General features: G+C 69.0%; 29 protein-coding genes. 22 read left to right on the forward strand and 7 right to left on the reverse strand.

Going from position 1 to position 26,153, the window contains the following annotated elements; genetic code table 11:
- Positions 1-2: 2 nt before the first annotated feature.
- Entirely contained in the window at positions 3-344 is a 342-nt protein-coding gene (locus AB0J62_RS08355; protein ID WP_363865842.1) for an EF-Tu/IF-2/RF-3 family GTPase, read from the reverse strand.
- A 102-nt stretch (positions 345-446) separates the two neighbouring features.
- Here AB0J62_RS08355 and AB0J62_RS08360 point away from each other — a divergent pair, with 102 nt between their 5' ends.
- The 5 genes from AB0J62_RS08360 to AB0J62_RS08380 all read left to right on the forward strand — a co-directional run bounded on the left by AB0J62_RS08360 (position 447) and on the right by AB0J62_RS08380 (position 5,198).
- Complete coding sequence (locus AB0J62_RS08360; RefSeq protein ID WP_363865845.1) at positions 447-1,097, forward strand: ThuA domain-containing protein; 651 nt, start codon at positions 447-449, stop codon at positions 1,095-1,097.
- A complete protein-coding gene (locus AB0J62_RS08365) occupies positions 1,082-2,185 on the forward strand; it encodes a Gfo/Idh/MocA family oxidoreductase (RefSeq protein WP_363865848.1) in 1,104 nt (367 codons plus the stop codon). The genes AB0J62_RS08360 and AB0J62_RS08365 overlap by 16 nt, the downstream gene beginning before the upstream one ends.
- A gap of 105 nt (positions 2,186-2,290) precedes the next feature.
- The gene (gene hrcA, locus AB0J62_RS08370) at positions 2,291-3,313 is read left to right on the forward strand and encodes a heat-inducible transcriptional repressor HrcA (protein WP_134097340.1); all 1,023 of its coding nucleotides are present in this window, start codon (positions 2,291-2,293) and stop codon (positions 3,311-3,313) included.
- 25 nt (positions 3,314-3,338) lie between these two features.
- Positions 3,339-4,481 (forward strand): molecular chaperone DnaJ, encoded by a 1,143-nt coding sequence (gene dnaJ, locus AB0J62_RS08375; protein WP_134097342.1) that lies wholly within the window; start codon positions 3,339-3,341, stop codon positions 4,479-4,481.
- Positions 4,482-5,198, forward strand: coding sequence for a 16S rRNA (uracil(1498)-N(3))-methyltransferase (locus tag AB0J62_RS08380; RefSeq protein WP_363865853.1), 717 nt, complete (start codon positions 4,482-4,484; stop codon positions 5,196-5,198). It begins immediately after the preceding gene.
- Here AB0J62_RS08380 and AB0J62_RS08385 read toward each other — a convergent pair.
- Positions 5,195-5,680: a nuclear transport factor 2 family protein gene (locus AB0J62_RS08385; RefSeq protein WP_363865856.1), complete on the reverse strand. Its 486-nt coding sequence runs from the start codon at positions 5,678-5,680 to the stop codon at positions 5,195-5,197. The two genes, AB0J62_RS08380 and AB0J62_RS08385, sit on opposite strands and share 4 nt — an antisense overlap.
- 65 nt (positions 5,681-5,745) lie before the next feature.
- On the opposite strand from AB0J62_RS08385, the gene AB0J62_RS08390 reads away from it, so the two are divergent.
- The 5 genes from AB0J62_RS08390 (at position 5,746) to AB0J62_RS08410 (ending at position 8,949) form a co-directional block, all read left to right on the forward strand.
- Complete coding sequence (locus tag AB0J62_RS08390; RefSeq protein WP_363865859.1) at positions 5,746-6,075, forward strand: helix-turn-helix domain-containing protein; 330 nt, start codon at positions 5,746-5,748, stop codon at positions 6,073-6,075.
- Between the two features lie 106 nt (positions 6,076-6,181).
- The gene (locus AB0J62_RS08395) at positions 6,182-6,610 is read left to right on the forward strand and encodes a hypothetical protein (protein WP_363865862.1); all 429 of its coding nucleotides are present in this window, start codon (positions 6,182-6,184) and stop codon (positions 6,608-6,610) included.
- Complete coding sequence (locus AB0J62_RS08400) at positions 6,610-6,831, forward strand: hypothetical protein (RefSeq protein ID WP_363865865.1); 222 nt, start codon at positions 6,610-6,612, stop codon at positions 6,829-6,831. The genes AB0J62_RS08395 and AB0J62_RS08400 overlap by 1 nt, the downstream gene beginning before the upstream one ends.
- Positions 6,832-6,854: 23 nt before the next feature.
- Positions 6,855-7,544, forward strand: a complete 690-nt coding sequence (locus tag AB0J62_RS08405) for a response regulator transcription factor (RefSeq protein ID WP_363865868.1) — start codon at positions 6,855-6,857, stop codon at positions 7,542-7,544.
- A gap of 10 nt (positions 7,545-7,554) precedes the next feature.
- Complete coding sequence (locus AB0J62_RS08410) at positions 7,555-8,949, forward strand: HAMP domain-containing sensor histidine kinase (protein ID WP_363865871.1); 1,395 nt, start codon at positions 7,555-7,557, stop codon at positions 8,947-8,949.
- Here the strand turns inward: AB0J62_RS08410 and AB0J62_RS08415 are convergent.
- Positions 8,942-10,096: a Gmad2 immunoglobulin-like domain-containing protein gene (locus tag AB0J62_RS08415; RefSeq protein ID WP_363865874.1), complete on the reverse strand. Its 1,155-nt coding sequence runs from the start codon at positions 10,094-10,096 to the stop codon at positions 8,942-8,944. The two genes, AB0J62_RS08410 and AB0J62_RS08415, sit on opposite strands and share 8 nt — an antisense overlap.
- A gap of 92 nt (positions 10,097-10,188) precedes the next feature.
- Between AB0J62_RS08415 and AB0J62_RS08420 the strand changes: the two genes are divergently transcribed.
- A complete protein-coding gene (locus AB0J62_RS08420) occupies positions 10,189-11,385 on the forward strand; it encodes a transposase (RefSeq protein ID WP_363865877.1) in 1,197 nt (398 codons plus the stop codon).
- 37 nt (positions 11,386-11,422) lie between these two features.
- Here the strand turns inward: AB0J62_RS08420 and AB0J62_RS08425 are convergent, their stop codons facing one another.
- Positions 11,423-11,932: a SigE family RNA polymerase sigma factor gene (locus tag AB0J62_RS08425; protein ID WP_363865880.1), complete on the reverse strand. Its 510-nt coding sequence runs from the start codon at positions 11,930-11,932 to the stop codon at positions 11,423-11,425.
- A gap of 103 nt (positions 11,933-12,035) precedes the next feature.
- Here AB0J62_RS08425 and AB0J62_RS08430 point away from each other — a divergent pair, with 103 nt between their 5' ends.
- From AB0J62_RS08430 to AB0J62_RS08465, 8 genes are all read left to right on the forward strand, one after another.
- Positions 12,036-12,986 (forward strand): hypothetical protein, encoded by a 951-nt coding sequence (locus AB0J62_RS08430; protein ID WP_363865883.1) that lies wholly within the window; start codon positions 12,036-12,038, stop codon positions 12,984-12,986.
- A 149-nt stretch (positions 12,987-13,135) separates the two neighbouring features.
- Complete coding sequence (locus AB0J62_RS08435) at positions 13,136-14,062, forward strand: PhoH family protein (protein ID WP_363867715.1); 927 nt, start codon at positions 13,136-13,138, stop codon at positions 14,060-14,062.
- Positions 14,059-14,538: an rRNA maturation RNase YbeY gene (gene ybeY / locus AB0J62_RS08440; RefSeq protein ID WP_130447149.1), complete on the forward strand. Its 480-nt coding sequence runs from the start codon at positions 14,059-14,061 to the stop codon at positions 14,536-14,538. Before AB0J62_RS08435 ends, ybeY begins: the two co-directional genes overlap by 4 nt.
- Positions 14,539-14,556: 18 nt before the next feature.
- Positions 14,557-15,861, forward strand: a complete 1,305-nt coding sequence (locus AB0J62_RS08445) for a hemolysin family protein (RefSeq protein ID WP_363865887.1) — start codon at positions 14,557-14,559, stop codon at positions 15,859-15,861.
- Between the two features lie 39 nt (positions 15,862-15,900).
- Positions 15,901-16,236, forward strand: coding sequence for a cytidine deaminase (locus AB0J62_RS08450; RefSeq protein WP_363865890.1), 336 nt, complete (start codon positions 15,901-15,903; stop codon positions 16,234-16,236).
- Positions 16,220-17,149: a GTPase Era gene (era, locus tag AB0J62_RS08455; RefSeq protein ID WP_363865893.1), complete on the forward strand. Its 930-nt coding sequence runs from the start codon at positions 16,220-16,222 to the stop codon at positions 17,147-17,149. Before AB0J62_RS08450 ends, era begins: the two co-directional genes overlap by 17 nt.
- Positions 17,149-17,817: a GNAT family N-acetyltransferase gene (locus AB0J62_RS08460; protein ID WP_363865896.1), complete on the forward strand. Its 669-nt coding sequence runs from the start codon at positions 17,149-17,151 to the stop codon at positions 17,815-17,817. The genes era and AB0J62_RS08460 overlap by 1 nt, the downstream gene beginning before the upstream one ends.
- Before the next feature lie 117 nt (positions 17,818-17,934).
- A complete protein-coding gene (locus tag AB0J62_RS08465) occupies positions 17,935-18,888 on the forward strand; it encodes a hypothetical protein (RefSeq protein ID WP_363865899.1) in 954 nt (317 codons plus the stop codon).
- Positions 18,889-18,941: 53 nt separating this feature from the next.
- Here the strand turns inward: AB0J62_RS08465 and AB0J62_RS08470 are convergent, their stop codons facing one another.
- Positions 18,942-19,931 carry a GNAT family N-acetyltransferase gene (locus tag AB0J62_RS08470; protein ID WP_363865902.1) on the reverse strand — a complete coding sequence of 330 codons (990 nt, stop codon included), beginning with the start codon at positions 19,929-19,931 and terminating at the stop codon, positions 18,942-18,944.
- A 63-nt stretch (positions 19,932-19,994) separates the two neighbouring features.
- Positions 19,995-21,170 carry an alpha/beta fold hydrolase gene (locus AB0J62_RS08475; protein ID WP_363865905.1) on the reverse strand — a complete coding sequence of 392 codons (1,176 nt, stop codon included), beginning with the start codon at positions 21,168-21,170 and terminating at the stop codon, positions 19,995-19,997.
- 155 nt (positions 21,171-21,325) lie between these two features.
- On the opposite strand from AB0J62_RS08475, the gene AB0J62_RS08480 reads away from it, so the two are divergent.
- Positions 21,326-22,723, forward strand: a complete 1,398-nt coding sequence (locus tag AB0J62_RS08480) for an FAD-dependent monooxygenase (RefSeq protein ID WP_363865908.1) — start codon at positions 21,326-21,328, stop codon at positions 22,721-22,723.
- Complete coding sequence (locus tag AB0J62_RS08485) at positions 22,720-23,694, forward strand: nitronate monooxygenase (protein ID WP_363865911.1); 975 nt, start codon at positions 22,720-22,722, stop codon at positions 23,692-23,694. Before AB0J62_RS08480 ends, AB0J62_RS08485 begins: the two co-directional genes overlap by 4 nt.
- On the opposite strand, the gene AB0J62_RS08490 is transcribed toward AB0J62_RS08485, so the two are convergent.
- Positions 23,673-24,089: a PPOX class F420-dependent oxidoreductase gene (locus AB0J62_RS08490; RefSeq protein WP_363865914.1), complete on the reverse strand. Its 417-nt coding sequence runs from the start codon at positions 24,087-24,089 to the stop codon at positions 23,673-23,675. The genes AB0J62_RS08485 and AB0J62_RS08490 overlap by 22 nt on opposite strands.
- A 302-nt stretch (positions 24,090-24,391) precedes the next feature.
- Here AB0J62_RS08490 and leuA point away from each other — a divergent pair, with 302 nt between their 5' ends.
- On the forward strand, positions 24,392-26,065 hold the full coding sequence (gene leuA, locus AB0J62_RS08495) for a 2-isopropylmalate synthase (protein WP_363867718.1): 1,674 nt from the start codon (positions 24,392-24,394) through the stop codon (positions 26,063-26,065).
- Positions 26,066-26,153: the final 88 nt, after the last annotated feature.

A 26,153-nucleotide genomic window follows, 5' to 3' on the forward strand; every position in this document is an offset into this window, starting at 1 on the left:
ATTTACTTGCTCAGTACGTCGCCCTTGATGACCTGGTCGCGCTGGATGCCGCGGAGCAGCAGGCCGACGTTGTCGCCGGCCTTCGCGGTCTTGACGATCTTGCGGAACATCTCGACGCCGGTGACCTCGACCTGCAGGATCGGCTGCCCGGCACGGCTGAGCAGCACCTGCTCACCGACCGACACCGTGCCGGCCTGGACCCGGCCGGTCACCACTGTGCCGCGCCCAGTGATCGAGAACACATCCTCGACCGTCATCCCGAACGACCCGACCGGCAAGGTGTCCTGCGGCCGCGGCGCTCCAGGGAAGCTCGGAGCGTCCTTCTTCCAGAACTTCCAGCTCATCCTGTGAGCCTAGGGCACGCCCGGTGTTGGCAACCCTTCTCCAGGGACTTAGGCTCGCAAGTGTTCCGATCGGAACGTCGAAACTTTCGAAGGGTGGTCGGTGTGACGACACGACGTGCTGTGGTGGTCCGAGGTGGCTGGGAAGGGCACTCCCCGGTCGAGGCGACCGACCTGTTCATCCCGTTCCTGAAGGAGAACGGTTACGAGGTCACGGTCTCCGACACGACCGCGAGCTACCTCGAGCTCGACGGCGTCGACCTCGTCGTGCAGTGCGTGACGATGAGCGAGATCGAGGACGACCACTTCAAGGGTCTGGAGGCGGCGATCCGGCGCGGCACCGGGTTCGCCGGCTGGCATGGCGGGATCGCGGACTCGTTCCGCAAGAACGTCGACTACAGCTTCATCACCGGCGGGCAGTTCATCTCGCACCCGCACGGCTTCACCGATTACCGGGTCGACATCGTGCCTGAGAAGGCCGACCACCCGATCGTCCAGGGCATCGAGCACTTCGACGTGCACACCGAGCAGTACTACGTGCACTACGACCCGACCAACAACGTGCTCGCGACGACGACGTTCGAGTCGCACCCGGACTACCCGTGGATCGAGGGCGCGGTGATGCCGGCGGTCTGGACCCGCACCTGGGGTGAGGGCAAGGTCTTCGTCTGCACGGTCGGCCACAAGCTGGACGACCTGGAGACGCCCGAGGTACGCACGATCATCGAGCGGGGGCTGCTGTGGGCGAGCAAGTGACCAACATCGGCATCGTCGGCACCGGAGTCATCTCCGGCACGTACCTCGACCACCTGGGCAAGCTGCCTGGTGTCGACGTGGTCGCTGTGGCCGACCTGGACCGTAGCCGCGCCGAAGCGATCGCGGACCAGCACGAGGGCATCCGCGCACTCACCCCGGACGAGCTGTACGCCGCGGACGACGTCGAGATCGTGCTCAACCTGACCATTCCGGCGGCGCACGCTCCGGTGCACCAGGCCGCGATGGAAGCCGGCAAGCACGTGTACGGCGAGAAGCCGCTGGCCGCGGACCGCACCGCCGCCGAGCCGCTGCTCAAGTACGCCGCCGCCAACAACCTCCGCGTCGGCTGCGCACCGGACACCGTGCTCGGCACCGGGACCCAGACCGCTCGCGCGGTGATCGACCGCGGCGACATCGGCGTACCGCATGCTGCCTTCGCGGCCTTCACCACACCGGGCCACGAGCTGTGGCACCCGGCGCCGGAGTTCTACTACCAGCCGGGTGGCGGCCCGGTCCTCGACATGGGGCCGTACTACGTGACCAGTCTGGTCACCCTGCTCGGTCCGGTACGCCGGGTCACCGCGCGAGCTGGTCAGTCGAAGCAGGAGCGCAAGGTCCACACCGGTCCGCGGGCTGGTACGACGTTCCCGGTCGAGGTGCCCACGCACGTCACGGGCGTGCTGGAGCACGAGTCCGGTGCGCTGACCACGGTGTTGATGTCGTTCGACGTCTGGGCCGCCCGGCTGCCGCGGATCGAAGTACACGGGACCGAGGGCAGCCTGTCGGTGCCTGACCCGAATGGCTTCGACGGCACGGTCGAGATCGCCACGGCGGCGCAGCGCGAGTGGACCGAGGTCCCCGTCGCCGGTGGGTATGCCGGTGCTGGTCGGGGCGTCGGTGTCGCGGACATGGCACGGGCATTGCGTCGCGGTGAGCCACACCGTGCTGACGGAGCGTTGGCCTACCACGTGCTCGACGTACTCGAGTCACTGCTCGATGCGGCGGTCCAGGATCAGCCTGTGGACGTCGCGAGTACGGTCGAGCGGCCTGCCGCCGTACCGTTGGGAGCGTCGCCCGAGACAGCATGAGATCCGCCCCACGCCGCAGCGTGTCCGTGTCGGCTCCCACGGCTCGGTAGACTGGCACTCGGAACTTTCGAGTGCCAAGGTCGATCGAGAAAGGGTGGTGCGCGCGTGCTGGACGACCGCAAGCTGGATGTGCTCCGCGCCATCGTCGAGGACTATGTGGCGACCCATGAGCCGATCGGGTCGAAGGCGCTGGTGGACCGGCACAATCTCGGCGTATCGCCGGCCACGGTCCGCAACGACATGGCCGCGCTGGAGGAGGAGGGGTACATCACCCAGCCGCACACCAGCGCCGGCCGGATCCCGACCGACGCCGGATACCGGCTGTTCGTGGACAAGCTGAGCACGGTCAAGACGTTGTCGGTCGCGGAGAAGAAGGCGATCACGTCGTTCCTGGCCGGTGCGGTGGACCTGGACGACGTCGTCCGCCGTACGGTCCGGCTGCTCGCGCAGATCACCCGCCAGGTCGCGATCGTGCAGTATCCGTCGCTCAACCGGTCGAGCGTGCGGCACATCGAGGTCGTCACGATGAGCCCGCGGCGGCTGTTGCTGGTGCTGATCACCAGCAACGGCCGCGTCGAGCAGCGGATCGTCGAGCACCCGCACGACGTCGACGAGCAGCTGATCGCAGACCTGCGTTCACGACTCAACACCGTCCTGGCCGGGCAGCGGCTGACCGATGCGACCACGTCGCTGGCGGGCGTGCCCGAGCTGTTCGCGCCGGCGGACCGGTCGCTGGTCGCGTCGATCGTCACCACGCTGCTCGAAGCGTTCACCGACGAGGTCGGCGAGCAGCGGATCGCGGTCGGCGGCGCCGCGAACCTGACGCGCTACGGCGATGACTTCGAGCGCAACGTCAAGCCGGTGCTGGAGGCGCTCGAGGAGCACGTCATCCTGCTCCGGCTGCTCGGCGAGGCGACCAACCCGCAGACCCTGACCGTCCGCATCGGTCACGAGAACCCGTTCGAGGAGCTGGCCACCACGTCGGTGGTCGCGACCGGCTACGGGTCCAAGTCGGAGGCGCTGGCCACCCTCGGCATCGTCGGCCCGACCCACATGGACTACCCGAGCACAATGGGCGCGGTGAGGGCTGTCGCGCGCTACGTCAGCCAGATCCTCGCCGAATCCTGATGATGACAACCCCCTGGTCTGGAGTATGAGCACCGATTACTACGCCGTCCTCGGCGTCAGCCGTGACGCGTCAGCGGACGAGATCAAGAAGGCGTACCGCAAGCTGGCACGCCAGTACCACCCGGATGTGAACGACTCCGAGGACGCCCACCAGAAGTTCCAGGAGATCGGGCGCGCGTTCCAGGTGCTCAGTGATCCGCAGAAGCGGCAGATGCACGACCTCGGCGGCGATCCGTTCGCCACCGCGGGCGCCGGGCCTGGTGGTGCCGGGTTCGGGCAGGCGTTCACGTTCACCGACATCATGGACGCGTTCTTCGGCCAGACCGGCGGCGCGACCCGTGGGCCGCGACCGCGGACGCGGCGCGGTCAGGATGCACTGATCCCGCTGCGGATCGACCTGGCCGAGGCGGCCTTCGGTACGACGCGGGAGCTCAAGGTCGACACCGCCGTACTGTGTCCGACCTGTAGCGGGTCCGGCGCTGCTGCCGGGTCCGAGCCGGTCACGTGCGAGATCTGCCACGGACGTGGCGAGGTCACGCACACGCAGCGGTCGTTCCTCGGCGAGGTGCGGACGATGCGCCCGTGCCCGAACTGCCGCGGCTACGGCACCACGATCCCGAGCCCGTGCGTCGAGTGCGCCGGCGACGGACGGGTGCGCTCGCGCCGGACCGTCACCGTGAAGATCCCCGGCGGCGTCGACAGCGGGACCCGGGTGCAGCTGTCCGGCCAGGGCGAGGTCGGCCCCGGCGGCGGACCGGCCGGCGACCTGTACGTCGAGATCGAGGTCGAGCCGCACGACATCTTCACCCGCAACGGCGACGACCTGCACTGCACGGTCACGCTGCCGATGACGGCGGCCGCGCTGGGTACGACGATCGACCTGCCGACCCTCGAGGGCGAGACGACGCCGCTGGAGATCCGGCCGGGTACGCAGTCCGGGACGGGGCTGACGTTGACCGCGCGCGGCGTACCGAGGTTGCGTCACGCGGGCCGCGGCGACCTGATCGTCCAGGTGATCGTCGAGACCCCGACGAAGCTCGACGACGCCCAGGCCGACCTCCTGCGCCAACTGGCGGTCGCCCGCGACGAGGAACGCCCCCAGGGCCAGGTCCAAGCCACCCACAAGGGCGTCTTCGGCCGCCTCCGCGACGCCTTCGGCACCCACTAAATGGGTGTCGCGGTCTTCCACCTGGAAGACCTGTCCGGTGCCGAGCTGACCCTGGATGGTGCAGAGGGGCGGCACGCGGCGGTTGTCCGGCGGATCGGGCGTGGGGAGCGCGTTCGGCTGACGGATGGGCGCGGGGCCTGGGCTGAAGGGCCCGTGGTGGATGCTTCGAAGACTGCGTTGACGGTGGCGGTTGACGAGCGCGGGAGTGCGCCGGCGCCCGCGCCGCGGGTGGTTGTGGTCCAGGCGGTGCCGAAAGGGGAGCGGGCCGAGCTCGCGGTGGAGATGCTGACCGAGGTCGGCGTCGACGTGATCGTGCCGTGGAACGCGGAGCGCAGTCAGTTCCGGGCGAACCCGGAGCGGGTGGAGAAGATGCTCGCGAAATGGCGGGCGTGGGCATTCGAGGCGAGCAAGCAGTCGCGGCGTCCGTGGTTCGCGGAGGTCGCGCCGCTCGCGTCGACGGCCGACGTCGCGGAGTTCGTGGCCGGCGCAGCGCTCCCCGTCGTACTGCACGAAGAGGCAACCGTCCCACTCGCGTCGCTGGACGTCCCGACGTCGGGCGACATCGTCCTCGTCATCGGCCCGGAAGGCGGCATCGCCCCGACCGAGCTCAAGACCTTCGAGGTCGAGCCGGTCCGCCTCGGCGACACTGTCCTCCGCACGTCGACCGCGGGAACAGCCGCAACCGCAGCCCTCCTCGCCCGCTCGCGCTGGACCTAACCTCGGACGGCTTGCTGATAGGCGGCGAGCGCCTCGGCATCGTCGATGCTCCCGTGGTGATGCACCTGCTGCCACACCCCGTCGTACGCGAAGATGCGCGTCGTCCGGATCTGCAACGGCCGTTCACCCAACTCCGGATGCCGGTAGGTCCCGACCTCGCGCCCCGCGAACACCACCGAGCCCTCCAGCCAGTACGTCGCCGCGTCGCCGAACGTCACCTGCACATCCAGCGACCCCGCGAACAGCCGCTGATAGAGCGACCGCACAGCTTCCCGCGACCGCAGGATCCCGCCGATCGGGTTGTTCAACTGCACCAACGGATCATCGGCCCAGCCGGCGACCAGCGTCTCCAGGTCCTTGGTGTTGAGCGCGTAGTAGAACGTCTCCAGCGCCGCCAGCGCACCCTCCCGCCCAGGCAGGCGCGCCTCCTCCGCGCGCGACCGCGCTCCCGGCCCGAATCCGTAGTCGACCAGCTCGATCATCGCGAACCCCTCGCTAGACTGTTAGACAGGAACCGAACATAACTGTACGACAAGGATCGAACACCATGGCCGTCGAGTCAGCCCGCGCCCGCACGCTCAGCCACGTGGATCCGGCCGAGGTGCCGCTGCAGTCGGCCCTGGACGCGCTCGCGGACCCGGTCCGGCGCTCGATCCTGCGCGACCTCGCCACCCACGACGACTGGACCCGCGCCTGCGGCACGTTCGACCTCCCGGTCAAGAAGGCGACCGCCAGCCACCACTTCGCCGTACTGCGTTCCGCCGGCCTGATCGAACAACGCGACGAAGGCGCCCGTCGTCTCAACCGCCTCCGCCGCGAGGAGTTCGACCGGTCCTTCCCCGGCTTGCTGTCCGCCACCATCGACCGCGCGGACTGACGAACTCTTACAAACCCCGAACACTGCCCCGAACCTCCTCGAACGCCTGCCGGGGAGAGTTGTTCTCGTCAGCATCACAAGCACGAACGAGAACGAGGAGCAGAACATGCGCAGGTCTGTGCGCGGCGCGATCGCGGCCGGTACGTCGGCCGTCGTCCTGGTGGGCGGACTCGTCGGGAGTACGACGATCGCCGCGGCCGATCCGACCCCGACCCCGTCGCCCTCGGCGGGTACGTCGTACAAGCCGGTCACGCTGAGCCCCGAGGAGTCGCAGAAGCTGTGCGCGGAGCGGCTGCCGAAGATGATCGCGCGGCGCGACAAGCTGGCGCAGCGGATCAACGGTGGCGCCGACGTGAAGGGTTCGATCGCGTGGCTCAAGGCGCGCGCGGCCAAGCAGAAGGCGGACGGCCACGACAAGGTGGCCGCGCGACTCGAGAAGCGGGCCGAGCGCCGCTCGGAGCGGCTGAAGCAGCTCGGCACGGTGAAGACCAAACTCGAGGCCTTCAAGACCGAGCACTGCCAGGCGGCCAAGTGATGCGTAAGGCGCTGGCCGTGCTGCTCGGTACCGCGTGTCTCGGCCTCGGACTGTCCGCCTGCGGCAGCTCGGGGGACAGGCACGGCAACCAGCCCGGTGGGCAGGGCACCGGTCCTGCTCCGGCGACCCAACAGGTGGGGTCGCCGGAGCAGGAGCTGGATCAGATCGGGTCTACCCTGGACGCGATCGATCGCGAACTGGCCGGGGACGACGCACCCTGACCGAGAGTCTCCAGGAGCAGAGGATGGCCGCAGCCGGCCGCGGGCTGGTTCTGGTGGTGGAGGACGAGGCGGCGATCGCCGAGGTGATCGAGCTGTACCTGCGCCGGGACGGTTTCGACGTCCGGCTCGAGTCCGACGGCGAGGCAGCTCTCGCCGCGTGGCGCCGCTTGCACCCGGTCGCGGTGGTCCTCGACATCGGTCTCCCGGGACGCGACGGCGCGGACGTCTGCCGGACGATGCGCGCGACGGGGGACTGGACGCCGGTCCTGTTCGTCACCGCCAGGGACGATGAAGTCGATCGTCTGCTGGGGCTGGAACTCGGCGCGGACGACTACATCACCAAGCCGTTCAGCCCGCGGGAGCTCGCCGCCCGCGTCCGGACCGTCCTGCGGCGCACGGCAGGCGGTGTTCCGGCGGCGGGCGAGGTGCTCTCGGTGGGTCTGGTGCGGGTCGATATCGGTCGCCGCCGGGCCTGGGCGGGTGAGACCGAGGTGAGCTTGACGTCGACCGAGTTCGACCTGCTGGCGCAGCTGTTCCGGCGCCCGGGCCGGGTGTTCGAACGCGACGAGCTGCTCAGTTCGGTCTGGGGCTACCAGTCCGCCGCAGGCACCCGGACCGTCGACGTCCACATCGCCCAGTTGCGCGCGAAGCTCGGGGCGGCCAGTCCGATCCGGACCGTGCGCGGCGTCGGCTACGCGGCCGACCGCGACTGATGGTCGACTGATGCCCGTGGAGGTCCGGACCCCCGACGAGGCCGGCCGTGGCTCCCTGGCCACCCGGATCGTGCTGACCTGCGTGGCTGTCGCAGGGGTCGCCGTACTGGTGGCGGGTCTGGTCATGGCAGGGCTCGCGAAGCGGTCCGCCCAGACCGTCCTGCAGCAGTCGCTGGCGGCGCAGGCGGACGTGATCGCCGGCCAGGTGGACCAGCGTGGCCTGAGTTCGCGTGCGGCCGGGCTCGGAAGGGTTGCGCAGGTCGTCCGCGGCCAGGGCATCGTCGTCGTACTGCTCCTGCCGCGGCGGGGGATCCAGTCGACCGACGGATCCTCCACCCAGGCGGCGATCACGGCCGGCCTCGACGGCATCGGCAGTACGCAGCGGATCTCCACCAAGGTGCAGGTCGGCGGTACGGACTATCTGGTCGAAGCTCGCGGTCTCGGCGACGGCTCGGGGTTCGCCCTGGTCGAACCGGTTCGGCTGGCCGCCGACACCCAGCGGATCCTCATCCGCAACATCCTGCTCGCGCTCGGCGCCGGTCTGCTGGTCGCCACCCTCGCCGGTGCCCTCCTCGGACGGCTCCTGGGCCGTCCACTACGTCGTACGGCGGACGTCGCGGCCGCGATGCGTCAGGGCCGGCGTGATCTGCGGGCACCGGTCGAGGGACCGACCGAGGTGGCCGAGGTCGCGGCCGCGGTCAACGAACTCTCGATCGCCCTGCAGTACAGCGAGGCGCGGCAGCGCGAGTTCCTGCTCTCGGTCTCGCACGAGTTGCGTACTCCGCTGACCGCGGTTCACGGGTTCGCCGAGTCGCTCGCCGACGGGGTCGCGACCGATCCGCGGCGTGCCGGGCAGGTGATCCAGCAGGAATCGCAGCGGCTCGAACGGCTGGTCAGCGACCTGCTGGACCTGGCGCGGATCGGTGCGGATCAGTTCCAGCTCGACCTCGCGCAGGTGGACCTGCGCGAGACGCTCGTAGCGTGCGCCGAGGTCTGGCGCGTGCGCTGCGAGCGGCAGGGCGTCCGGTTCCACCTCGAGCTGCCGCCGGTGCCGGCCGTCGCGACCACTGACCCGCGAAGGATCCGTCAGGTCCTGGACGGTCTGGCCGAGAACGCTCTCCGCGTCACGCCGGCAGGTGCACAGCTGACGATGTGGTTGGGCCGGTCGCCGGGACACGTCACGATCCAGGTCCGCGACGGCGGTCCGGGCCTGTCGCCGGAGGACTACGCGGTCGCTTTCCAGCCCGGCGTACTCAACCAGAAGTACCGCGGGCGACGGCCGGTCGGTTCGGGGATCGGGCTCGCGCTGGCTCAGGGGCTGGTCACCAGGCTGGGCGGCACGCTCACGGCCGGGCCCGCGCCGGAGGGCGGCGCCGGGTTCACGATCGTGCTGCCGGCTACTTGACCAGGATCGTCTTCGAGTCGGTGTTGGTGATGCTGCCGTCCGCGTCGGAGATCAGATACGCCTCGATCTGCCACGGCCCGGGCGTCAGCGAGACCGAGAACGTGAACGGCGAGAACGTCTGACCTTCCTTGGTGCTGGTGAAGCTCTTCTTCGTCTCGCGGGTCTTCAGGTTGGTCAGCTGATAGTTGACGGTCGCCTCGAACGCGCTCGCGGTGCCCTGGACGGTGACCTTGCCGCCGGTGACCGCGCCCTCGCTGGGCGAGGTGATCCAGACGAGCGCCTGCACATCCGCCGCCTGCGCCCGGCCGAGCGGAGTACTGGTGTCGACCTGCCCGAAGAGCTTCTGGACCGCGCGGCCGGCCTGGGTGACCTGGATCGACGTGGTGTCGTCCTGGAGCGCGCCCTGCACGGTGTAGATCAGCTGCTGGGCGGCGACCTTGGCGAGATCGGGGTCGAGGTCGGTCTTCGGGAGCTGCGTGAAATCGACCGTGACGACGTCGTCCGAGCGGGTGACCCGGTTCACCGCGGCGCCGCGCCAGACCGAGTAGTAGTCCGGGTCCTCGGGCTGCTTGGTGGTCATGATCCGGACCGCTTCTTCGGCCGGGCGGCCGCTGACCTTCGCCCAGGTGCGGTACAGCTTCGCGGCAGACTTCTTCGGTACGCCGACCTGCTGACCGAGCCAGTAGACCGGTACGACGGCGCTACGCACCGACTGCTCGGGGACGCCAACGCCGGTCGGGCCGACCGTCTTCACCGCTGCCGATGTCGACGCGGTCGGCGGCTGGGTGGCCACGGTCGGGACCGGCGACGGTGCGGGGGAGGCGGCGGACGGCGACTGGCTGGGGAGGACGCCGGTCGCGCTGGTCGTCGTACCCGGACCGGCGACCGCGTCGCCGTCGTTCGCGGTCGTGTCGTTCCCGTTGAACACTGTGAACGCCCCGACCGCCGCAGCAGTGCCCAGTGCGGCCACGCCGGCGGTCAGGAGCCAGGGGCGTCGGGCGACCGGCCGGCGCTGGGCGTGCGCGCGGGCGCGGATCTCCGGCAGCGCGTCGGCCGGCTCGATCCGGTCCGCCTCGTTCCGCAGGGCCCGGCGCATCAGCTCGTCGAACGGGTCGTTCGGGTTCTGGTCGTTCATCGAATTGGTCACGGCATAGTCCCACTCCCCAAAGCGGAGGCGAGCCGCGACTCCCTCCCTTCGGAGGCAGAGAACTGTCGGCACCAACTGATTGGATAGGCGATATGTCCCGGTTTCGGCTCTATCCTGCTCCGGCCCAGCAGGCTGCTCTGTTGGAGCTGTGTCGACACGCCCGGTACATGTGGAACCTGGCGCTCGAGCAGTGGTCGATGTGGACCGCGGGCAGGCGTCCGGCGCCTGGGTACGTCGAGCAGGCGCGGCAACTGACCGAGGTGCGGGGCGCGTTCGAGTGGCTGCGCGCTGGGTCGCAGACCGTTCAGCAGCAAGCGCTGCGCGACTTCGATCAGGCCGTAAAGACCTTCTACGCAGGCATCCACCGACGTCCGACCTGGCGCAAAGCCGGGGTGCACGAGGGATTCCGCGTGGTCGGTGGTCAAGCATCCCGGGTCATGAAGCTGAATCGGAGATGGGCGCAGGTCCTGGTGCCGAAGGTCGGCTGGGTGCGCTTCCGGCTGTCTCGTCCCGTTCCCTTCGCGAAGTCCTACCGAATCACCTGCGATCGCGTGGGCCGGTGGCATCTCGCGTTCGCGGTCGTACCGTCGTCGATTCCCGCACCTGGCGCAGGTCAGATCGTCGGCGTGGACCGAGGGGTGACTGTTTCGGCTGCCTTGTCCACCGGTGACCTGCTGTCCTGCCCCGGGATGAGCAACCACGAATGGAACCGGCTCGCTCACCTGCAGCGTCAGCTGGCTCGATGCCAGCGTGGCTCCAAGCGGCGTGTGCGGCTGAAGGTCGCGATCGCCAGGCTGCATGCTCGGGCGCGCGACCGTCGTAAGGACTGGGTCGAGAAGGTCAGCACCGACCTCGCGCGGCGGTTCGACGTCATCCGCGTTGAAGACCTCAGGATCACCCAAATGACCAAACGACCGAGTCCCAGGGCTGACCCGAAACGACCCGGCAGCTACCTGCGGAACCATCGCAGCGCCAAGGCCGGATTGAATCGTGGCATCCTGACCGGCGGCTGGGGCTTGTTGGTACTTCGTCTCGAGCAGAAGGCCGCCGGTCGGGTGGAGAAGGTCAACCCTGTGTACACATCCCAGACCTGTAGCCGATGCGGGCATCGTGCACCTGAGAATCGCGAGAGCCAAGCGGTCTTCCGGTGCGTGGCCTGCGGACATCAGGCGAACGCGGATGTGAACGCGGCGATCAACATCGCGGCCGGGCGGGCCGTCAGCGCACGCAGAGAGACGCCCAGCTGGGTCTCGTCGAAGCGTGAACCTCAACACGCTACCTCCGCGTAGTAGTTGGAATCCCCGTCCCTCTGGGGCAGGGAGGACGTCAAAGGTTCTGCTCCAGGACCTGGCGCAGCGACTTGGTCGCGCGCGCGGCGTGGCTCTTCACGGAGCCCCGGCTGATGCCCATCGTGTCGGCGATCTCGGCCTCCGACAGGTCGCCGTAGTACCGCAGCACCATCACGGTGCGCTGCTTCTCCGGCAGGGTCCGCATCGCCTCGATGACGCGGTCGGTCTCCGCTGTCCGCAGTACGGCCTGCTCAGCGCTGGGTTCATCGGGAAGGGTCTTCGGGGTGTGCTTGTCCACCACCACCAGGTGCCGCTGGCGGGACCGGCAGCGGTTCACCACCGCGGTCCGCAGGTACGCGAGCGCCTTGTGAGGGTCGCGCAGCCGGTGCCAGCGTCCGTGCATCGCGACGAACGCGTCCTGCACGATCTCCTCCGCCGCCCCGGTGTCGCGCAGCAACAGGGCGCCGAGGCGGACGAGCGAGGTGTAATGAGCGGTGTAGACAGCCGTCAGCGCCTCGTCGGCATCCCACGAGGACTCATGTGTCACGCACTCTTCGTACACCACGGCCGGTTGAGCCACGAAAAGACGACGCCAAGACCCTGTCCCAGGTTGACAACAGGTTGGCCCGATCTGGTGGGAACCTGAAGGGATGAAGCAGCGCGGTGACGGTCGGTGGTCGGGCCATCACGACATCACGTACGCCGCGGTCGCGCGGCTGTACCAGCACGTTGCCGCCCCGGATCGGACTGTTCGCGGTCTGCGAGAGGACGAGTACGCCGCCGCTGTCGACAAGGCCCAGGCCTATCAGGACCGCCCGTTCGGCGTGGGCGTGATCACGAACTTCGGCGGACTCGGCAAGTCCTTCCCGTACGTCGGTCTCGGGCCGACCGCGCACTCGGCATACGCGAACCCGGACGCGCAGCGCGAGCACTTCATGGCCGACCCGTTCCGCAAGGGCTGGGACAACCTGGACACGAACGCGGCGTACATCTTCGAGCAGTTGGCGGCCGCGCAGGCCTCGCCGCGCCTCGAGTTCAGCCATCTCGGTGCGGCCGCTCATGCCCTGCAGGACAGCTACTCCGGAGCGCACGCCTGGCGCGAGGACTCGGTGTACGACGGTGATCCGACCGCCCCGGTCGTCTCGCTGCACGTGTTCACACCGGCGCACACGGTGGGAGTCGACGACGGCCGGAACACCCACTCCGACGAGTTCGACACCCCGCCGGCGACCTCCGGGTCCACGCGCGCGGCGGTCGAGGCGACGTACCGGATGCTGCGTTCCTACGAGCTCAACCGGGGATCTTCGCTGGAGAACGCGCTGCGGGCCGACCTCGGCCCGATGCTTCGACCGTCCCCGGCCGGTGTCACCGTCAGCCTGCACCCGTCCCGGCAGTGGACCCTCGAACGGAACCGGCGGCTCGCGCTCGAGCACGGTGTGCTTGCGCCCGGTCCGGAGGCGGACGAGGTCGCCCGGCTGAGCGGGATCCTGGCCCCGAACGCCGCACCGGGCCGGGCGAGCAAGCAGCAGACAACGCCGCAGAGGCCTTCCGGGAGCGTGTCCCGGGGAATTACGAGTGAGGGTGTCGGACGGGGCGGCTAGCATGGGAGGTCACATCACCCGTACTCAGGAGGAAGAGCCTGTCCAGGCCACGCAGTATCGAACCGGAGGCGCGCGCGAACGGCACAGTCCAAGGCGCCGCCGCCAGCGCGCAGGCATCACACAAGATCGTCGTGCCGAACAGCATCGACATGGTGGCCCTGCTCGGAGCCCGGGACGAGTTCCTCCGCATCGTCGAGAAGGAGTTCGCCGCCGACATCATGGTCCGCGGCAACGAGATCACGCTGAACGGTGAGCCGGCCGAACTGGCCCTGGCCGAGCGGCTGATCGACGAGCTGATCGCGGTGGTCCGGACCGGGCACGGGCTGACCGCCGACTCGGTCGAGCGCAGCATCGCGATGATCAAGCAGGCCACGGTCGAGAGCCCGGCCGACGTGCTGACGCAGAACATCCTGTCCAGCCGCGGCCGCACGATCCGCCCGAAGACGCTGAACCAGAAGCGGTACGTCGACGCGATCGACAAGAACACGATCGTCTTCGGCATCGGCCCGGCCGGTACCGGCAAGACCTACCTGGCGGTCGCCAAGGCGGTCCAGGCGCTGCAGGCCAAGGAGGTCAACCGGATCATCCTGACCCGGCCGGCCGTCGAGGCCGGCGAGCGGCTCGGGTTCCTGCCCGGCACCCTGTCGGAGAAGATCGACCCGTACCTGCGCCCGCTGTACGACGCCCTGCACGACATGCTCGACCCGGAGTCGATCCCGCGGCTGATGACGGCTGGCACGATCGAGATCGCGCCGCTGGCCTACATGCGCGGCCGGACGCTGAACGACGCCTACATCATCCTGGACGAGGCCCAGAACACCTCGCCGGAGCAGATGAAGATGTTCCTCACCCGGCTCGGTTTCGGCTCGAAGATGGTCGTCACCGGCGACGTCACCCAGGTCGACCTGCCGACCGGAACCAGGTCGGGTCTGCGGGTTGTCCAGGACATCCTGGAAGGCGTCCAGGACCTGGCGTTCTGCCGGCTGACGTCGCACGACGTGGTCCGGCACAAGCTGGTCGGCCGGATCGTGTCGGCGTACGAGAACTACGAAAGTGACGCTGAGCCCCGAGCATGAACGTAGAGGTCAACAATGAGTCCGGGGTGGAGATCGACGCCCACGGACTGATGCGGCTCAGCCGGTTCGTGATGTCGTCCCTGCGGCTGCACCCGGAGTGTGAGCTGTCGATCAAGCTGGTCGACGAGGACACCATGGCGCGGTATCACGTCGAGTTCCTGGACCTGCCGGGTCCGACCGACGTGATGTCGTGGCCGATGGACGAGCTGCGGCCCGGTCCGTCCGACGACGACGACGGCGACCTGCCGCTCGGTCATCTCGGCGACATCGCGCTCTGCCCGACCGTCGCGGCCGCGCAGGGCGCCAAGGCCGGCCACGGCACGTGGGCCGAGCTGGAGCTGCTGACGGTGCACGGCATCCTGCACCTGCTCGGGTACGACCACGCGGAACCCGCCGAGAAAGCGGAGATGTGGGACGTCCAGGGCCGCCTGCTGGAAGCATGGCGGGCACCTGGGAACCGGCTCGAGAGTGTCTGAGGCAGGGGTGACGTTGCGGTGACCTCCCACGACCTCGTTCTCCTGGTTGTGGCTGCGGTGCTTGTCCTGCTCGCCGGCTTGTTCGCCGGCGCCGAGGCAGCGCTGTCGTCGTACTCGAAGGTGCGCGCGAACGAGCAGGTCGAGCTGGGCAACCTGCGGGCCGTCCGGCTGCGGGACCTGCTGTCCGACGCCCCGCGGTACCTGAACTCGCTGCTCCTGCTACGGCTGATTTGTGAGATCACCGCGATCGTGCTGGTCACCCAGGCGCTGTCCGGAGTCCTCTCGGTGACCTGGGAGCACATCCTGATCACCGCGGTGGTGATGGTGCTGGTGTCGTACGTGATCATCGGGGTCGCGCCGCGGACGCTCGGCCGGCAGCACTCGGACCGGTTCGCGATCATCTCGGCCGGGCCGGTGATGGCGCTGACCAGGATCCTCGGGCCGCTGCCGAAGTTCCTGATCCTGATCGGCAACGCGCTGACCCCCGGCAAGGGATTCGCCGAAGGCCCGTTCGCGACCGAGGCCGAGCTGCGGGCGCTGGTCGACTACGCGGAGAAGTCGGCGGTGATCGAGTCCGGCGAGCGGCAGATGATCCACTCGGTCTTCGAGCTCGGCGACACGATCGTCCGCGAGGTGATGGTGCCGCGGACCGACATGGTCTACATCGAGCGGCACAAGAAGCTCCGCCAGCTCACCTCGCTGGCGCTGCGCTCCGGCTACTCGCGGATCCCGGTGATCGGCGAGTCGCTCGACGACATCCTCGGCGTCGCCTACCTCAAGGACGTGATGCGCCGCGTCTACGACAACGCCTCTGCCGAGTCGACCGAGCGGGTCGAGTCGGTGATGCGGCCGTGCATGTACGTCCCGGACTCCAAGCCGGTCGACGAGCTGCTCCGCGAGATGCAGGCCGCCCGGATGCACCTGGCGATCGTCGTCGACGAATACGGCGGTACGGCGGGACTCGTGGCGATCGAGGACATCCTCGAGGAGATCGTCGGCGAGATCACCGACGAGTACGACGAGGACCCCGACTCGGTGCAGGAGCTGTCCGACGGCTCGTACCGGGTGTCGAGCCGGTTGCCGATCGACGAGCTCGGCGAGCTGTTCGGCGTACCGCTGGACGACGACGATGTGGACACCGTCGGCGGCCTGATGGCCAAGCTGCTCGGCAAGGTGCCGATCCCCGGTGCCGAGGTCGCGATCGCGGGCCTGTCGCTGACGGCGGAGCGGCCGTCCGGCCGCCGCAACCAGGTAGGTACGGTTCTGGTACGACGTGAGGAGCCCACCCCCGCGCCCCAGGACCAGAACCACCAGCACGCCTAGCCCACCACCCCTCCTTCTTTCCTTCCTTCCTTTGGAGTTTTGTTGTCAGACCTCTCGGCGGAGGACGCCAAACTCGTCACGCTCGCACGAGCTGCCCGGGCCCGGACACGGGCCGCTGAAGGGGCCGCGGTCCGCGACTCCGACGGACGGACGTACGCCGCGTGTACGGTCGCGCTCGACACGGTCGAGTTGACCGCCCTGCAGCTGGCGGTCGCGATGGCGCTCGCGTCGGGTGTGAAGGGTCTGGAAGCCGCCGCGGTCGTCACCGACGCCGATTCCGTCGATGTCGGGGTCGTACGGCACTTCGCCGGCGCCAACATTCCCGTCGTATATGCCAATGGCACCGGAGAGGCCCGCGATGTCGTCCACACCTGAGAACTTCAAGGCAGGGTTCGCCTGCTTCGTGGGTCGGCCCAACGCCGGCAAGTCCACGCTCACGAACGCGCTGGTGGGCAAGAAGATCGTCATCACTTCGTCGAAGCCGCAGACCACGAGGCATGCGGTCCGCGGGATCGTGCACCGGCCGGACGCGCAGCTGATCCTGGTCGACACCCCGGGGCTGCACAAGCCGCGCACGCTGCTCGGCGAGCGATTGAACGATCTGGTGAAGACCACCTGGGCCGAGGTCGACGTGATCGCGATCTGCCTGCCGGCCAGCGACAAGATCGGGCCCGGTGACCGGTTCCTGGTGACCGAGGCGGCGAAGGTCGCGAAGACGCCGAAGGTCGCGCTTGCCACCAAGGCCGACCTGGTCGAGCCGGACCGGATGGTCGAGCACCTGGCCGACATCGCCAAGCTGGGGGAGTCGGTCGGGATCGAGTGGGCGTCCGTCGTTCCGGTCTCGGCGACGTCCGGTTACCAGGTCGACGTGGTCGCCGACGAGCTCGTGAAGCTCCTGCCGGCGGGTTTCCCGCTCTACCTGGACGGCGACATCACCGACGAGCCGGAGGAGACGCTCGTCGCCGAGCTGATCCGCGAGGCCGCGCTGGAAGGTGTGCGGGACGAGTTGCCGCACTCGATCGCGGTCACGATCGACGAGATGAACCTGCGCGAGGACCGTCCCGAGGACAAGCCGCTGCTGGACATCTACGCGAACATCTTCCTCGAGCGGGAGAGCCAGAAGGGCATCGTGATCGGTCACAAGGGCGCCCGCCTGCGCGAGGTCGGCGCGGCCGCTCGCCAGCAGATCGAGGCCCTGCTGGGTACGCCGGTGTACCTGGACCTGCACGTCAAGATCGCCAAAAACTGGCAGACAGACGCGAAGAACCTGCGCAAACTGGGATTCTGATGAATCTGCAGAATCCCGTGTACGCCGCTCTCACCGGCCCGCACGCGCACCTCGCCGAAGTCCGCCGCAACGCCCGCCGGTACCCGGCCGCGATGGCGCCGTTCCTTGCTGTGCCGGATGAGCCGACCGAGGCCGACTGGGCCGATGCGGCGGCGCTGGTCGGGCCGGGTCAGACGGCTGCGTTGATGCGGCCGGAGTTCCCGGTGCCGGCCGGGTTCAAGCTCGAGGTCGCGATCGACCTGGTCCAGTTCCTCGCTCCGGCGGACTTCGGGGCGGACGAGCCGGAGGCAGTCGTCCTCGGGCCGGACGACGTGCCGGACATGCTCGGGCTGGTGGCGGTGACCGATCCCGGCCCGTTCCGCTCCCGGACGATCGAGGTCGGCACGTACCTCGGCGTCCGGCGCGACGGCGAGCTGATCGCGATGGCGGGGACGCGGTTCGCGCTGCCGCGGTACACCGAGATCAGCGCGGTCTGCACCCACCCGTCGTACCAGGGCCAGGGCTTGGCGAGCAGGCTGATCCGAGCCGTTGCCCACCGCATCGAGTCGGCCGGGCGCACCCCGTTCCTGCACGCCGGTGCCGCCAACAGCAGCGCGATCCGGCTGTACCGCTCGCTGGGTTTCACCCTCTCCAACGAGATGAAGGTCACAGTGGTCCAGGCGGTCTAGCCTGGAACCGTTGCAACAAGGTGCAAAAGCGCCGCGGTGTGTCCCCCGCGCACGTTATGCTCGCGCACGATCTCGAGGCCCATCGAGGTCACACATGTCCTGAGGGGGACTCCCAGTATGAAACTGCAGCGCTTCGCGCTTGCCCTGGCCGGGGTCGGCATGCTCGCCGCCACGGCCGCTGCCGGCCCGGCGACCGCCGCCGTCCGGTCCAACCCGACGCCGGCGATCGCCCACTCGGCCAATGGCAACCTGAAGACCACGCCGAACACCAAGCTCGCCTCCGCGGGATGCCTGCAGGATGTCGGCTTCAACACCCCGACGCCGGGGATCAACGACGTCCTGGTCACGCCGGCCAAGCCTCCGCGCGGTGAGTTCTTCGGGGAGTTCAAGTTCGTCGGCACCCGTCTCAACACCACGTGGTACGGCGTGCAGACCGACGCGCACTTCTACTACCACAGCCTGTTCGTGCAGGGCGGCACGCTGTACCGCGGTGTCACCTACTTCGACACCGACAACGCGCGGCCGACGTACGCGCGGATCGGCTCCGGCTGGACCAGCTTCACCCAGCTCGTGACGTCGAACTACGCGATCACCGCGCCGAACCGCTCGTACCTGTACGGGCTGAGCACGAACGGCAGCCTCTACCGCTACGCGGCGTCGGGTGCCACCTTCCGGGCGCTCGGCCACTTCCCGGGCTTCAAGGGCTTCAAGGCGATGACCGTGATCTCCGAGACCCCGACCTACGACACGCTGCTGATGACCACCAAGGCGGGCGCGCTCTGGACGGTCCGGATCCCGGCCGCGGCCTCGACCAAGCCGATCCTGAAGCTGGTCCGGAGCACGGGCTTCGCGGCGTACGAGTCGCTGGCCGCCAGGGAGTGCGGTGTCAAGGGCGGCACGCTGGTGACCGGTTTCGACAACGACACCGACTCGGCGTACCAGTACGCGATGAGCAAGTTCAACGGCTCGGCGACCGCTGTCACGTCCTACGGCCGGGTCACCGGCGGCACCATCCCGGGCACCGGCATCTTCTCGATCACCGGTCACTGGAACCAGCTGATCGGCGAGTGAGCTTTCAGCGGTAGAAGCCGGGGGCGTCGCTGGTTGCGGCGCCCCCGGTCTGTTCAGAGCTTCTTCTGGTAGGCCAGGATCCGGGCGACGATCCGGTAGTTGAGTTGCTCGTTGATGCTGATCATGTGGTTGTTGGATTCGGCGTTCCAGGTGTCGACCTGGGTCAGGGCCGGTTCGGCCTCGCGGAGCCAGAGGAGCATGGCGGACTTCACCAGCGCGCCGAGGCGGTGGCCGCGGTGGGCTCGGTCGACCGCGGTGTCGTGCTGTTCGCCGATGTGGGGGCGTTCGCGCTCGACCGCGATGACCGTGTGGCCGGCCAACGCGCCGGTGGACTTCTCCCGCGCGATCACCCGATAGACGGTGTGATCGCTCCTTGACTGCGCCTCTTCGTACGCCCGCAGCCGCTCGGGGCTGTAGACGTCGTCCTCCATGTCGAGGTCGTCCTTCGGGGCATCGTTGATGGAGGCGGTCAGCGTGACCATGTCCTCCAGCAGCTCCTCAGGCAGCGGCCCGGTCAGCTTGGTCAGCTCGTACGCCGTGGAGGCGGCGACCGCATCGTCGTACAGCCGCTGCACCACCCTGTAGTCCAGTCCCGTCAGGTCCTGCCGGCGGTTCACCTCGACGGCCTTCTGGACGAACCCGTGCCGCCGGGCGAACGCGTCCGCCTTCGGCAGGTCGATGCAGCCGTAGCCGACCGTGTCCCGGCCGAGCTCGCGGGCGAAGCCCTCGGCGTACTCGATCAGCGCCGACCCGACGCCACGGCCGCGATGATCCGGATGGACGTCGACGTCGACCCAGATCTGGTTCGTGTTGTCGTAGGTGTTGACGCCCACGGCCAGGAGCCCGACGGCGGTCCCGTCCGCCTCCCGCGCCAGGTAGGCATACTCGGGCTCCATGTCCCACCCGTAGCGCAACATGTTCGCGAACCCACGCGCCGTGGGCTCCAGCATCTCGGGGCAGTCGAGCTTCAGGCCGGCGCTCTTCAGCGCAACGGCCTCGGCGCACCCGGCTTCGTCGTCGGGGGACAGTCTCGTGATCTCCACCGGCCCAGCGTCCACCGAGCGACCGGTTTACCGCGACTGGTTTATCCGCGGTCGAGAAGTTCCTCAGGAGGCGAGGAAGCGGTTCACCTCACCGGTCAGCACCGGCCAGGCGGCCTCGTCCGCGGTGATGATGTGGTTGCCGCTGTCGAGGAAGACCAGCCGGCTGTCGGGGATCAACCGGGCCAGCTCGAGCGCCTGCGAGTCGGGCACCCGGATGTCCCGCCGCGACTGCACGATCAGCGTCGGACAGCGGACCTTCGGCGCCACCGCGGACACGTCGATGTGCGCGAACGCATCGAGGAACCGTACGACGTTCTCCACCGACGTCGTCGCGCGCTGCAGCTCGTTGAACGCCTCCCACGTCTCACGCGGCGCGTCCGGCAGGAACTGGCTCGCGAACACCTGCCGGAACGCGGCGTCGTCCCGCCGCCAGCTGACCCGGCCCAGCGCAAGATCCAGCGACGCCTCCTGCCGTTCCTCCTCGGATCGTGCCCGCGCGAGCCGGCCGCGGCAGTACGCGCCGACCAGCACCAGCCGGCTGACCCGGTCCGGATGCCTTTGCGCATAGGCGATCGCGACCGCGCCGCCCTGCGAGACGCCGAGCAGCGGGAACCGGTCGACGCCGGCCGAGTCGACCACGAGCTCGAGGTCCTCGACCCAGGCATCGAGACCGAATTCGGTCACGTCCCAGTCCGACAGTCCGCAGCCGCGTTCGTCGTACCGGACCAGGCGGTGCGCTCCGGCCAGCCACTGGATCCAGTGCCGCCAGATCGGACTGCTCCACTCGTGATCGAGATGGGTCAGCCAGTTCGCTGCCTTTACCAGCGGCGGGCCGTCGCCGCAGACCGCGAACGCCAGCCGGACATCGTCCGGCGAGTCGCAGTACCGGATCTCCTGTGCCAGGCAGGCGGGATCGAGCGTCGCCGGCTCGCCGAGCAGCTCGACGGGTGCGACGAAGCGGTATCCGACCCCGTGCACCGTCGCGATCACCTCCTGCCGGTGCCCGTCGTCCCCGACCGCGCGGCGCGCGTCCTTGAGCCGGCTGGTCAGCGCGGAGTCGCTCACGAACCGGTTGCCCCAGACCGCGTCGAGCAGCTCGGCTTTCGGTACGACGCGGTCCCGGTTCTCGATCAGGTGGACCAGGACACCGAAGACCTGGCGCTCCACGCGCACCTGCTCGTCACCCCGGCGGAGCACGAATCCGCGGGGATCCAGTTCGCACTCGTGGAAGCGATACATGGTCCGGCCCCTCTGTCGTGAGTGTCGCACGTCCGCACGCGATCTCGGGACCCTCTGCAGATCTTCTCCATGACTCCGCGCGCAACGGTTGCGACCGTGATTCGACGGGATCGCGGCCGGGGTGGCCGCCCCGGACTTCCGAGGGGGAACCAGAAATGACCGAGGACCGACTGGGCCACGCCGTGGTGATCGGCGGCAGTATGGCCGGACTGCTGACCGCTCGCGTGCTGAGTGACAGTTTCCGCAGCGTCACCGTCGTCGAGCGGGACCGGCTGCCCGACGGTCCGGATGTCCGCAAGGGGGTGCCGCAAGCGCGTCATCTGCACGCGTTCTGGGCCGGCGGGATGGAGATCGTCGAGCGTCTGCTCCCTGGCGTCGGGACCGACCTGGTGGCCGCCGGCGCCGTGCCGCTGGGTCTGCCCACGGACATGGCCTGGCTGACTCCCGCCGACCGGTGGACGCAGCCGTTCCCGGCGACGCAGCGCCTGGTCTCGGCGACCCGTTCGCTGCTCGAATGGACCGTACGGCGTCATGTCGAGAACGTGGCCGGTATCAGTTTCCGCACCGAGCACGAGGTCACCTCGCTGAAACTCGGGCCGACCGGCGAGGTGTCCGGGCTGACCGTGCGCAACCGGAGTACCGGAGCCCGGACAGACCTGTCCGCCGATCTGGTCGTCGACGCCAGCGGCCGGAGCTCGAAGCTGCCCGACTGGTTGGGGGAGATCGGCTACGCGGCGCCAGAGGAGAGCACGGTCGACTCCTTCCTGGGTTATGCGACCCGGATGCTCGAGATCCCGGCCGGTTTCACTTCCCGCTGGAAGGCGGTCTACGTCCAGCCGGCCCCGCCCGTGCATCCGCGCGGCGGCATCATGTTCCCGATCGAAGGCAACCGCTGGGTGTTCACGGTGAGCGGCGGTGGCGGCGACTACCCCCCGATCGACGAGCAGGGATTCCGGGAGTTCGCAGCGAGTCTGCGCAGTCCGTTGCTCGCGAACGTTCTCGAGGTCGCCGAGCCCATCTCGCCGATCTGGGGATATCGCCGCACGGCGAACCGCTGGCGTCACTACGAGAAGCTGACGCTGCCGGGCCGCCTGCTGGTGATCGGGGACAGTCTCTGCGCCTTCAACCCCGTCTACGGCCAGGGGATGACGGTCGCCGCGAAGGAGGCCGAGGTACTGGCGGGCATCCTCGCCGGCTGCGCCTCCCCGGCCGACCTGCCGCGCGCACTTGCCGGCGCGCAGGCCTCCATCGCCGAGCGGGCGAAGGGGCCGTGGATGCTCTCCACCGGCTCGGACCTGCGCTACCCGACGACCGTCGGCGCGACCACGACCCGGGTGGACAGGCTCGTGAACAAGTACCTCGACCGCGTGTTGACGGCGGCCGCCGATGACGCGGCGGTGAACGCTGCGTTCCTGCGCGTCCTCAACCTGATCGACGAGCCGCAGGCCTTGTTCTCCCCACGGCTGATGCCACGCGTACTCCGGCGCCGCCGCCTGGGACCGGCTCCCGCGAACGACTTCGTCGTTTCCGAGCCACTGGTCGCGCGGCGATGAACGACCTCACCTCGCTGCTGGGGATCGACGTACCGATCGTGCTGGCGCCGTTCGGTCCCTGGGAGGAGGTTGAACTCGCGGCCGCGGTTTGCAACGCGGGCGGCCTGGGCAGTCTGGGCACCGCGCTGCGGAGTGCGAAGGAACTCCAGGAGCAATGGCGGCGGCTGCGCGACCTGACCGATCGGCCGTTCGCGATCAACCACACCGGTCGGCCGCTGGACCGCGAGGCGTTCGAGGCGACTCTCGACGCGCAGCCGGCGGTGATCTCGTTCCATATGGGCATTCCCGCCGAACTGATCGCCCTGGCCCACGACCGAGGGATTCGCTGGATCCAGGCGGTCGGGGACCTGGACGGCGCGGAGCGAGCGCTTGAGGCCGGTGCCGACGTGCTCGTTGCCCAAGGCTCCGAGGCCGGCGGGAACGCGGGCTGGATCTCCACGCTGGTCCTCGTGCCCGCTGTCGTCGATCTGGCCGGCTCGACCCCGGTGGTCGCGGCCGGCGGCATCGCCGACGGGCGGGGTCTCGCCGCCGCGCTCGCCTTGGGAGCCCAGGGAGCCAGCCTCGGCACGCGCTTCCTGGCGACCACCGAGATGACGATCGCCCGGGAGTGGAAGGACCGGATCGTCGCCGCGCACGCCCAGGACACCGTCAAGGTGCCGCATTCGGAGTTGGTCATGCCGCCGTTCACCCTTCCGCAGGTCGGCGCGGCCTTCGCGCCCCGGGTACTGCGGACGCCGCTGACCGACCGACTCGAAACGGATCCGGCCGGCGTGGACCCGGCCGCGCTCGCCCAGCAGGTCCGCGAGGAGGTCGGCGCGGGCCGCGGACAAGACCTGCTGCCGTTCACCGGGCAGTCCGCCGAGCTGGTCCACGACATCGTCCCGGCCGCGGAGCTGGTGGCCCGGCTGATCGCCGACTGCCGGAACGCGCTCGATCGCGCGCGCCTCGTCTACGGCTTAGGCATCCCGTAGGCGTGGTCGACGGTCATCGAGAACATCAGCCGCTTGTCCTCGACCATCACCGCGCGGTACTCGTCCCAGTTCGGGTGCTCGCCCGACGCGGTCCGGTAGTAGTCGACCAGGTCCTCGACGACGGCGTCGTGCGGGTCGGCAGCGACCGGGCTGAGCTCGGCCTTGCCTTCCAGCACGACGTACGTGCGCCCGCGCGGACCGTCGACGTACAGGCTGGCGCGCGGGTCGCGGCGCAGGTTCCGGGTCTTCGCGCGGTCGTCGGTCAGCGAGACCCGGACCCGGGTGCCGTCGAACACATACGTGACGTTGGACAGCTGCGGGCGTCCGTCGCGCTTGATGGTGACCAGGACGCCGAGCCCGTGCGTGCCGATCCGGTCGAGGAGGGATTCCGTCATACCAACAGCTTAAAATTTCAAGTGCCCTTGAAGGCAAGGAACGACAGCGTCACTCTGAGTGTCTCGTCCGTCGAGACCCCCGGTTCGACGGCCCGGGGGAGTTGTGCATAGAGTGGTTACCATCATGCGGCACCAGCTTCTCCTCCTTCGCTGCCGCGGCGAGGCCTGTTAAGGCCGGTTCCCTCGCCGCGGAGTTCTGTCGTTCGCCGGTCGTCCTAGCGACCCCGTCAGTAGACAGCTTCTCGAGGAGAACCCCCGTGGCACCGAAGAACCAGCCCAAGCCCGTCCAGCAGCCGTCCGGTATGCCGACCCACCGCTACCGTGCGTTCCCGCCGATCGACCTGCCCGACCGCACCTGGCCGGCCAAGTCCGTCGACCGTACGCCGCGCTGGCTGTCCACCGACCTCCGTGACGGCAACCAGGCCCTGGTCGAGCCGATGTCGCCGGCCCGCAAGCGGCGGATGTTCGACCTGCTGGTGAAGATGGGCTACAAGGAGATCGAGGTCGGCTTCCCGAGCGCCAGCCAGTACGACTTCGACTTCGTCCGCAGCCTGATCGAGTCCGACGCGATCCCGGACGACGTGACGATCTCGGTGCTGACCCAGGCCCGCGAGGAGCTGATCGAGCGGACCGTGCAGTCGCTGCAGGGCTCGCCGAAGGCCACGATCCACCTGTACAACGCGACTGCGCCGCTGTTCCGCCGGGTCGTGTTCAACGTCGACAAGGCCGAGTGCCGCAACATCGCCGTCCGCGGCACCGAGACCGTGATGAAGTACGCCGACGAGATGCTCGGTGACTGCGAGTTCGGGTACCAGTACAGCCCGGAGATCTTCACCGGCACCGAGCTGGAGTTCGCGCTCGAGGTCTGCGAGGCGGTCAGCGACGTCTGGCAGCCCGCCGAGGGCCGCGAGATCATCCTGAACCTGCCGGCCACCGTCGAGATGTGCACCCCGAACGTGTACGCCGACCAGATCGAGTGGTTCGGCCGGCACCTGACCCGGCGCGAGCACAGCGCGATCAGCCTGCACCCGCACAACGACCGCGGTACGGCGGTGGCGGCGACCGAGCTCGCGCTGATGGCCGGCGCCGACCGGGTCGAGGGCTGCCTGTTCGGGCACGGTGAGCGCACCGGCAACGTCGACCTGGTCACGCTGGGGATGAACCTGTTCAGCCAGGGCATCGACCCGCAGATCGACTTCTCCGACATCGACGAGATCCGCCGTACGGTCGAGTACTGCACGCAGATGCGCGTTCCCGAGCGCCAGCCGTACTCCGGCGACCTGGTCTACACCGCCTTCTCCGGCTCGCACCAGGACGCGATCAAGAAGGGCCTGGAGGCGCTGGACAAGCAGGCCGCGGCCGAGGGCAAGCCGGTCGGCGACATCGCCTGGGAGGCGCCGTACCTGCCGATCGACCCGAAGGACGTCGGCCGCAGCTACGAGGCCGTGATCCGGGTCAACTCGCAGTCCGGCAAGGGCGGCGTCGCGTACATGATGAAGTCCGAGCACCGCCTCGACCTGCCGCGTCGGCTGCAGATCGAGTTCAGCCGGGTGATCCAGCAGCACACCGACAACGAGGGCGGCGAGGTCGGCCCGCAGCAGATGTGGGACATCTTCGCGGCCGAGTACCTCGCACCGGGCAAGCTGTCGCTGCTGAGCGTCAACTCGACCTCCGGCGAGGGGCAGGGCGACCAGCTCCGGGTTCAGGTCTATTCCAATGGTGTGCCCCACGAGTTGGTTGGTGAGGGCAACGGACCGGTGTCGGCCTTCGTGGACGCGCTCAAGCCGCTCAAGTACGACGTACGCGTACTGGATTATCACGAGCACGCGCTGTCCGCCGGCGGTGACGCGCTCGCCGCGGCATATGTCGAATGTGAGGTCGGCGACGAGGTTTTCTGGGGTGTCGGGCGGGACGCGAACATTCTCACGGCCTCACTGAAGGCCGTCGTCTCGGCTGTCAACCGCGCCACGCGCTGACTGCGTCACATTCTTCCGGCGAATCGCCCGTCTCTGTTTCAGAGGCGGGCGTTTCCAGTACGCCCCGGTACCGTTGCGTCACTGACCG

It is taken from the genome of Kribbella sp. NPDC049584 (genome assembly GCF_040675555.1).
Classification (GTDB): Bacteria; Actinomycetota; Actinomycetes; order Propionibacteriales; family Kribbellaceae; genus Kribbella.

Bases quoted from the DNA above. Each gene is read 5' to 3' on its own strand.
- AB0J62_RS08475 (WP_363865905.1), bottom strand. From the start codon at position 21,170: ATGTATCGCTTCCACGAGTGCGAACTGGATCCCCGCGGATTCGTGCTC.
- AB0J62_RS08395 (WP_363865862.1), top strand. From the start codon at position 6,182: ATGCGCAGGTCTGTGCGCGGCGCGATCGCGGCCGGTACGTCGGCCGTC.
- dnaJ (WP_134097342.1), top strand. From the start codon at position 3,339: ATGAGCACCGATTACTACGCCGTCCTCGGCGTCAGCCGTGACGCGTCA.
- AB0J62_RS08485 (WP_363865911.1), top strand. From the start codon at position 22,720: ATGAACGACCTCACCTCGCTGCTGGGGATCGACGTACCGATCGTGCTG.
- AB0J62_RS08390 (WP_363865859.1), top strand. From the start codon at position 5,746: ATGGCCGTCGAGTCAGCCCGCGCCCGCACGCTCAGCCACGTGGATCCG.
- AB0J62_RS08380 (WP_363865853.1), top strand. From the start codon at position 4,482: ATGGGTGTCGCGGTCTTCCACCTGGAAGACCTGTCCGGTGCCGAGCTG.
- AB0J62_RS08465 (WP_363865899.1), top strand. From the start codon at position 17,935: ATGAAACTGCAGCGCTTCGCGCTTGCCCTGGCCGGGGTCGGCATGCTC.
- AB0J62_RS08355 (WP_363865842.1), bottom strand. From the start codon at position 344: ATGAGCTGGAAGTTCTGGAAGAAGGACGCTCCGAGCTTCCCTGGAGCG.
- AB0J62_RS08420 (WP_363865877.1), top strand. From the start codon at position 10,189: ATGTCCCGGTTTCGGCTCTATCCTGCTCCGGCCCAGCAGGCTGCTCTG.
- AB0J62_RS08410 (WP_363865871.1), top strand. From the start codon at position 7,555: ATGCCCGTGGAGGTCCGGACCCCCGACGAGGCCGGCCGTGGCTCCCTG.
- AB0J62_RS08400 (WP_363865865.1), top strand. From the start codon at position 6,610: ATGCGTAAGGCGCTGGCCGTGCTGCTCGGTACCGCGTGTCTCGGCCTC.
- era (WP_363865893.1), top strand. From the start codon at position 16,220: ATGTCGTCCACACCTGAGAACTTCAAGGCAGGGTTCGCCTGCTTCGTG.
- AB0J62_RS08430 (WP_363865883.1), top strand. From the start codon at position 12,036: ATGAAGCAGCGCGGTGACGGTCGGTGGTCGGGCCATCACGACATCACG.
- AB0J62_RS08435 (WP_363867715.1), top strand. From the start codon at position 13,136: ATGGTGGCCCTGCTCGGAGCCCGGGACGAGTTCCTCCGCATCGTCGAG.
- AB0J62_RS08480 (WP_363865908.1), top strand. From the start codon at position 21,326: ATGACCGAGGACCGACTGGGCCACGCCGTGGTGATCGGCGGCAGTATG.
- AB0J62_RS08405 (WP_363865868.1), top strand. From the start codon at position 6,855: ATGGCCGCAGCCGGCCGCGGGCTGGTTCTGGTGGTGGAGGACGAGGCG.
- AB0J62_RS08385 (WP_363865856.1), bottom strand. From the start codon at position 5,680: ATGATCGAGCTGGTCGACTACGGATTCGGGCCGGGAGCGCGGTCGCGC.
- ybeY (WP_130447149.1), top strand. From the start codon at position 14,059: ATGAACGTAGAGGTCAACAATGAGTCCGGGGTGGAGATCGACGCCCAC.
- leuA (WP_363867718.1), top strand. From the start codon at position 24,392: ATGCCGACCCACCGCTACCGTGCGTTCCCGCCGATCGACCTGCCCGAC.
- AB0J62_RS08490 (WP_363865914.1), bottom strand. From the start codon at position 24,089: ATGACGGAATCCCTCCTCGACCGGATCGGCACGCACGGGCTCGGCGTC.
- AB0J62_RS08460 (WP_363865896.1), top strand. From the start codon at position 17,149: ATGAATCTGCAGAATCCCGTGTACGCCGCTCTCACCGGCCCGCACGCG.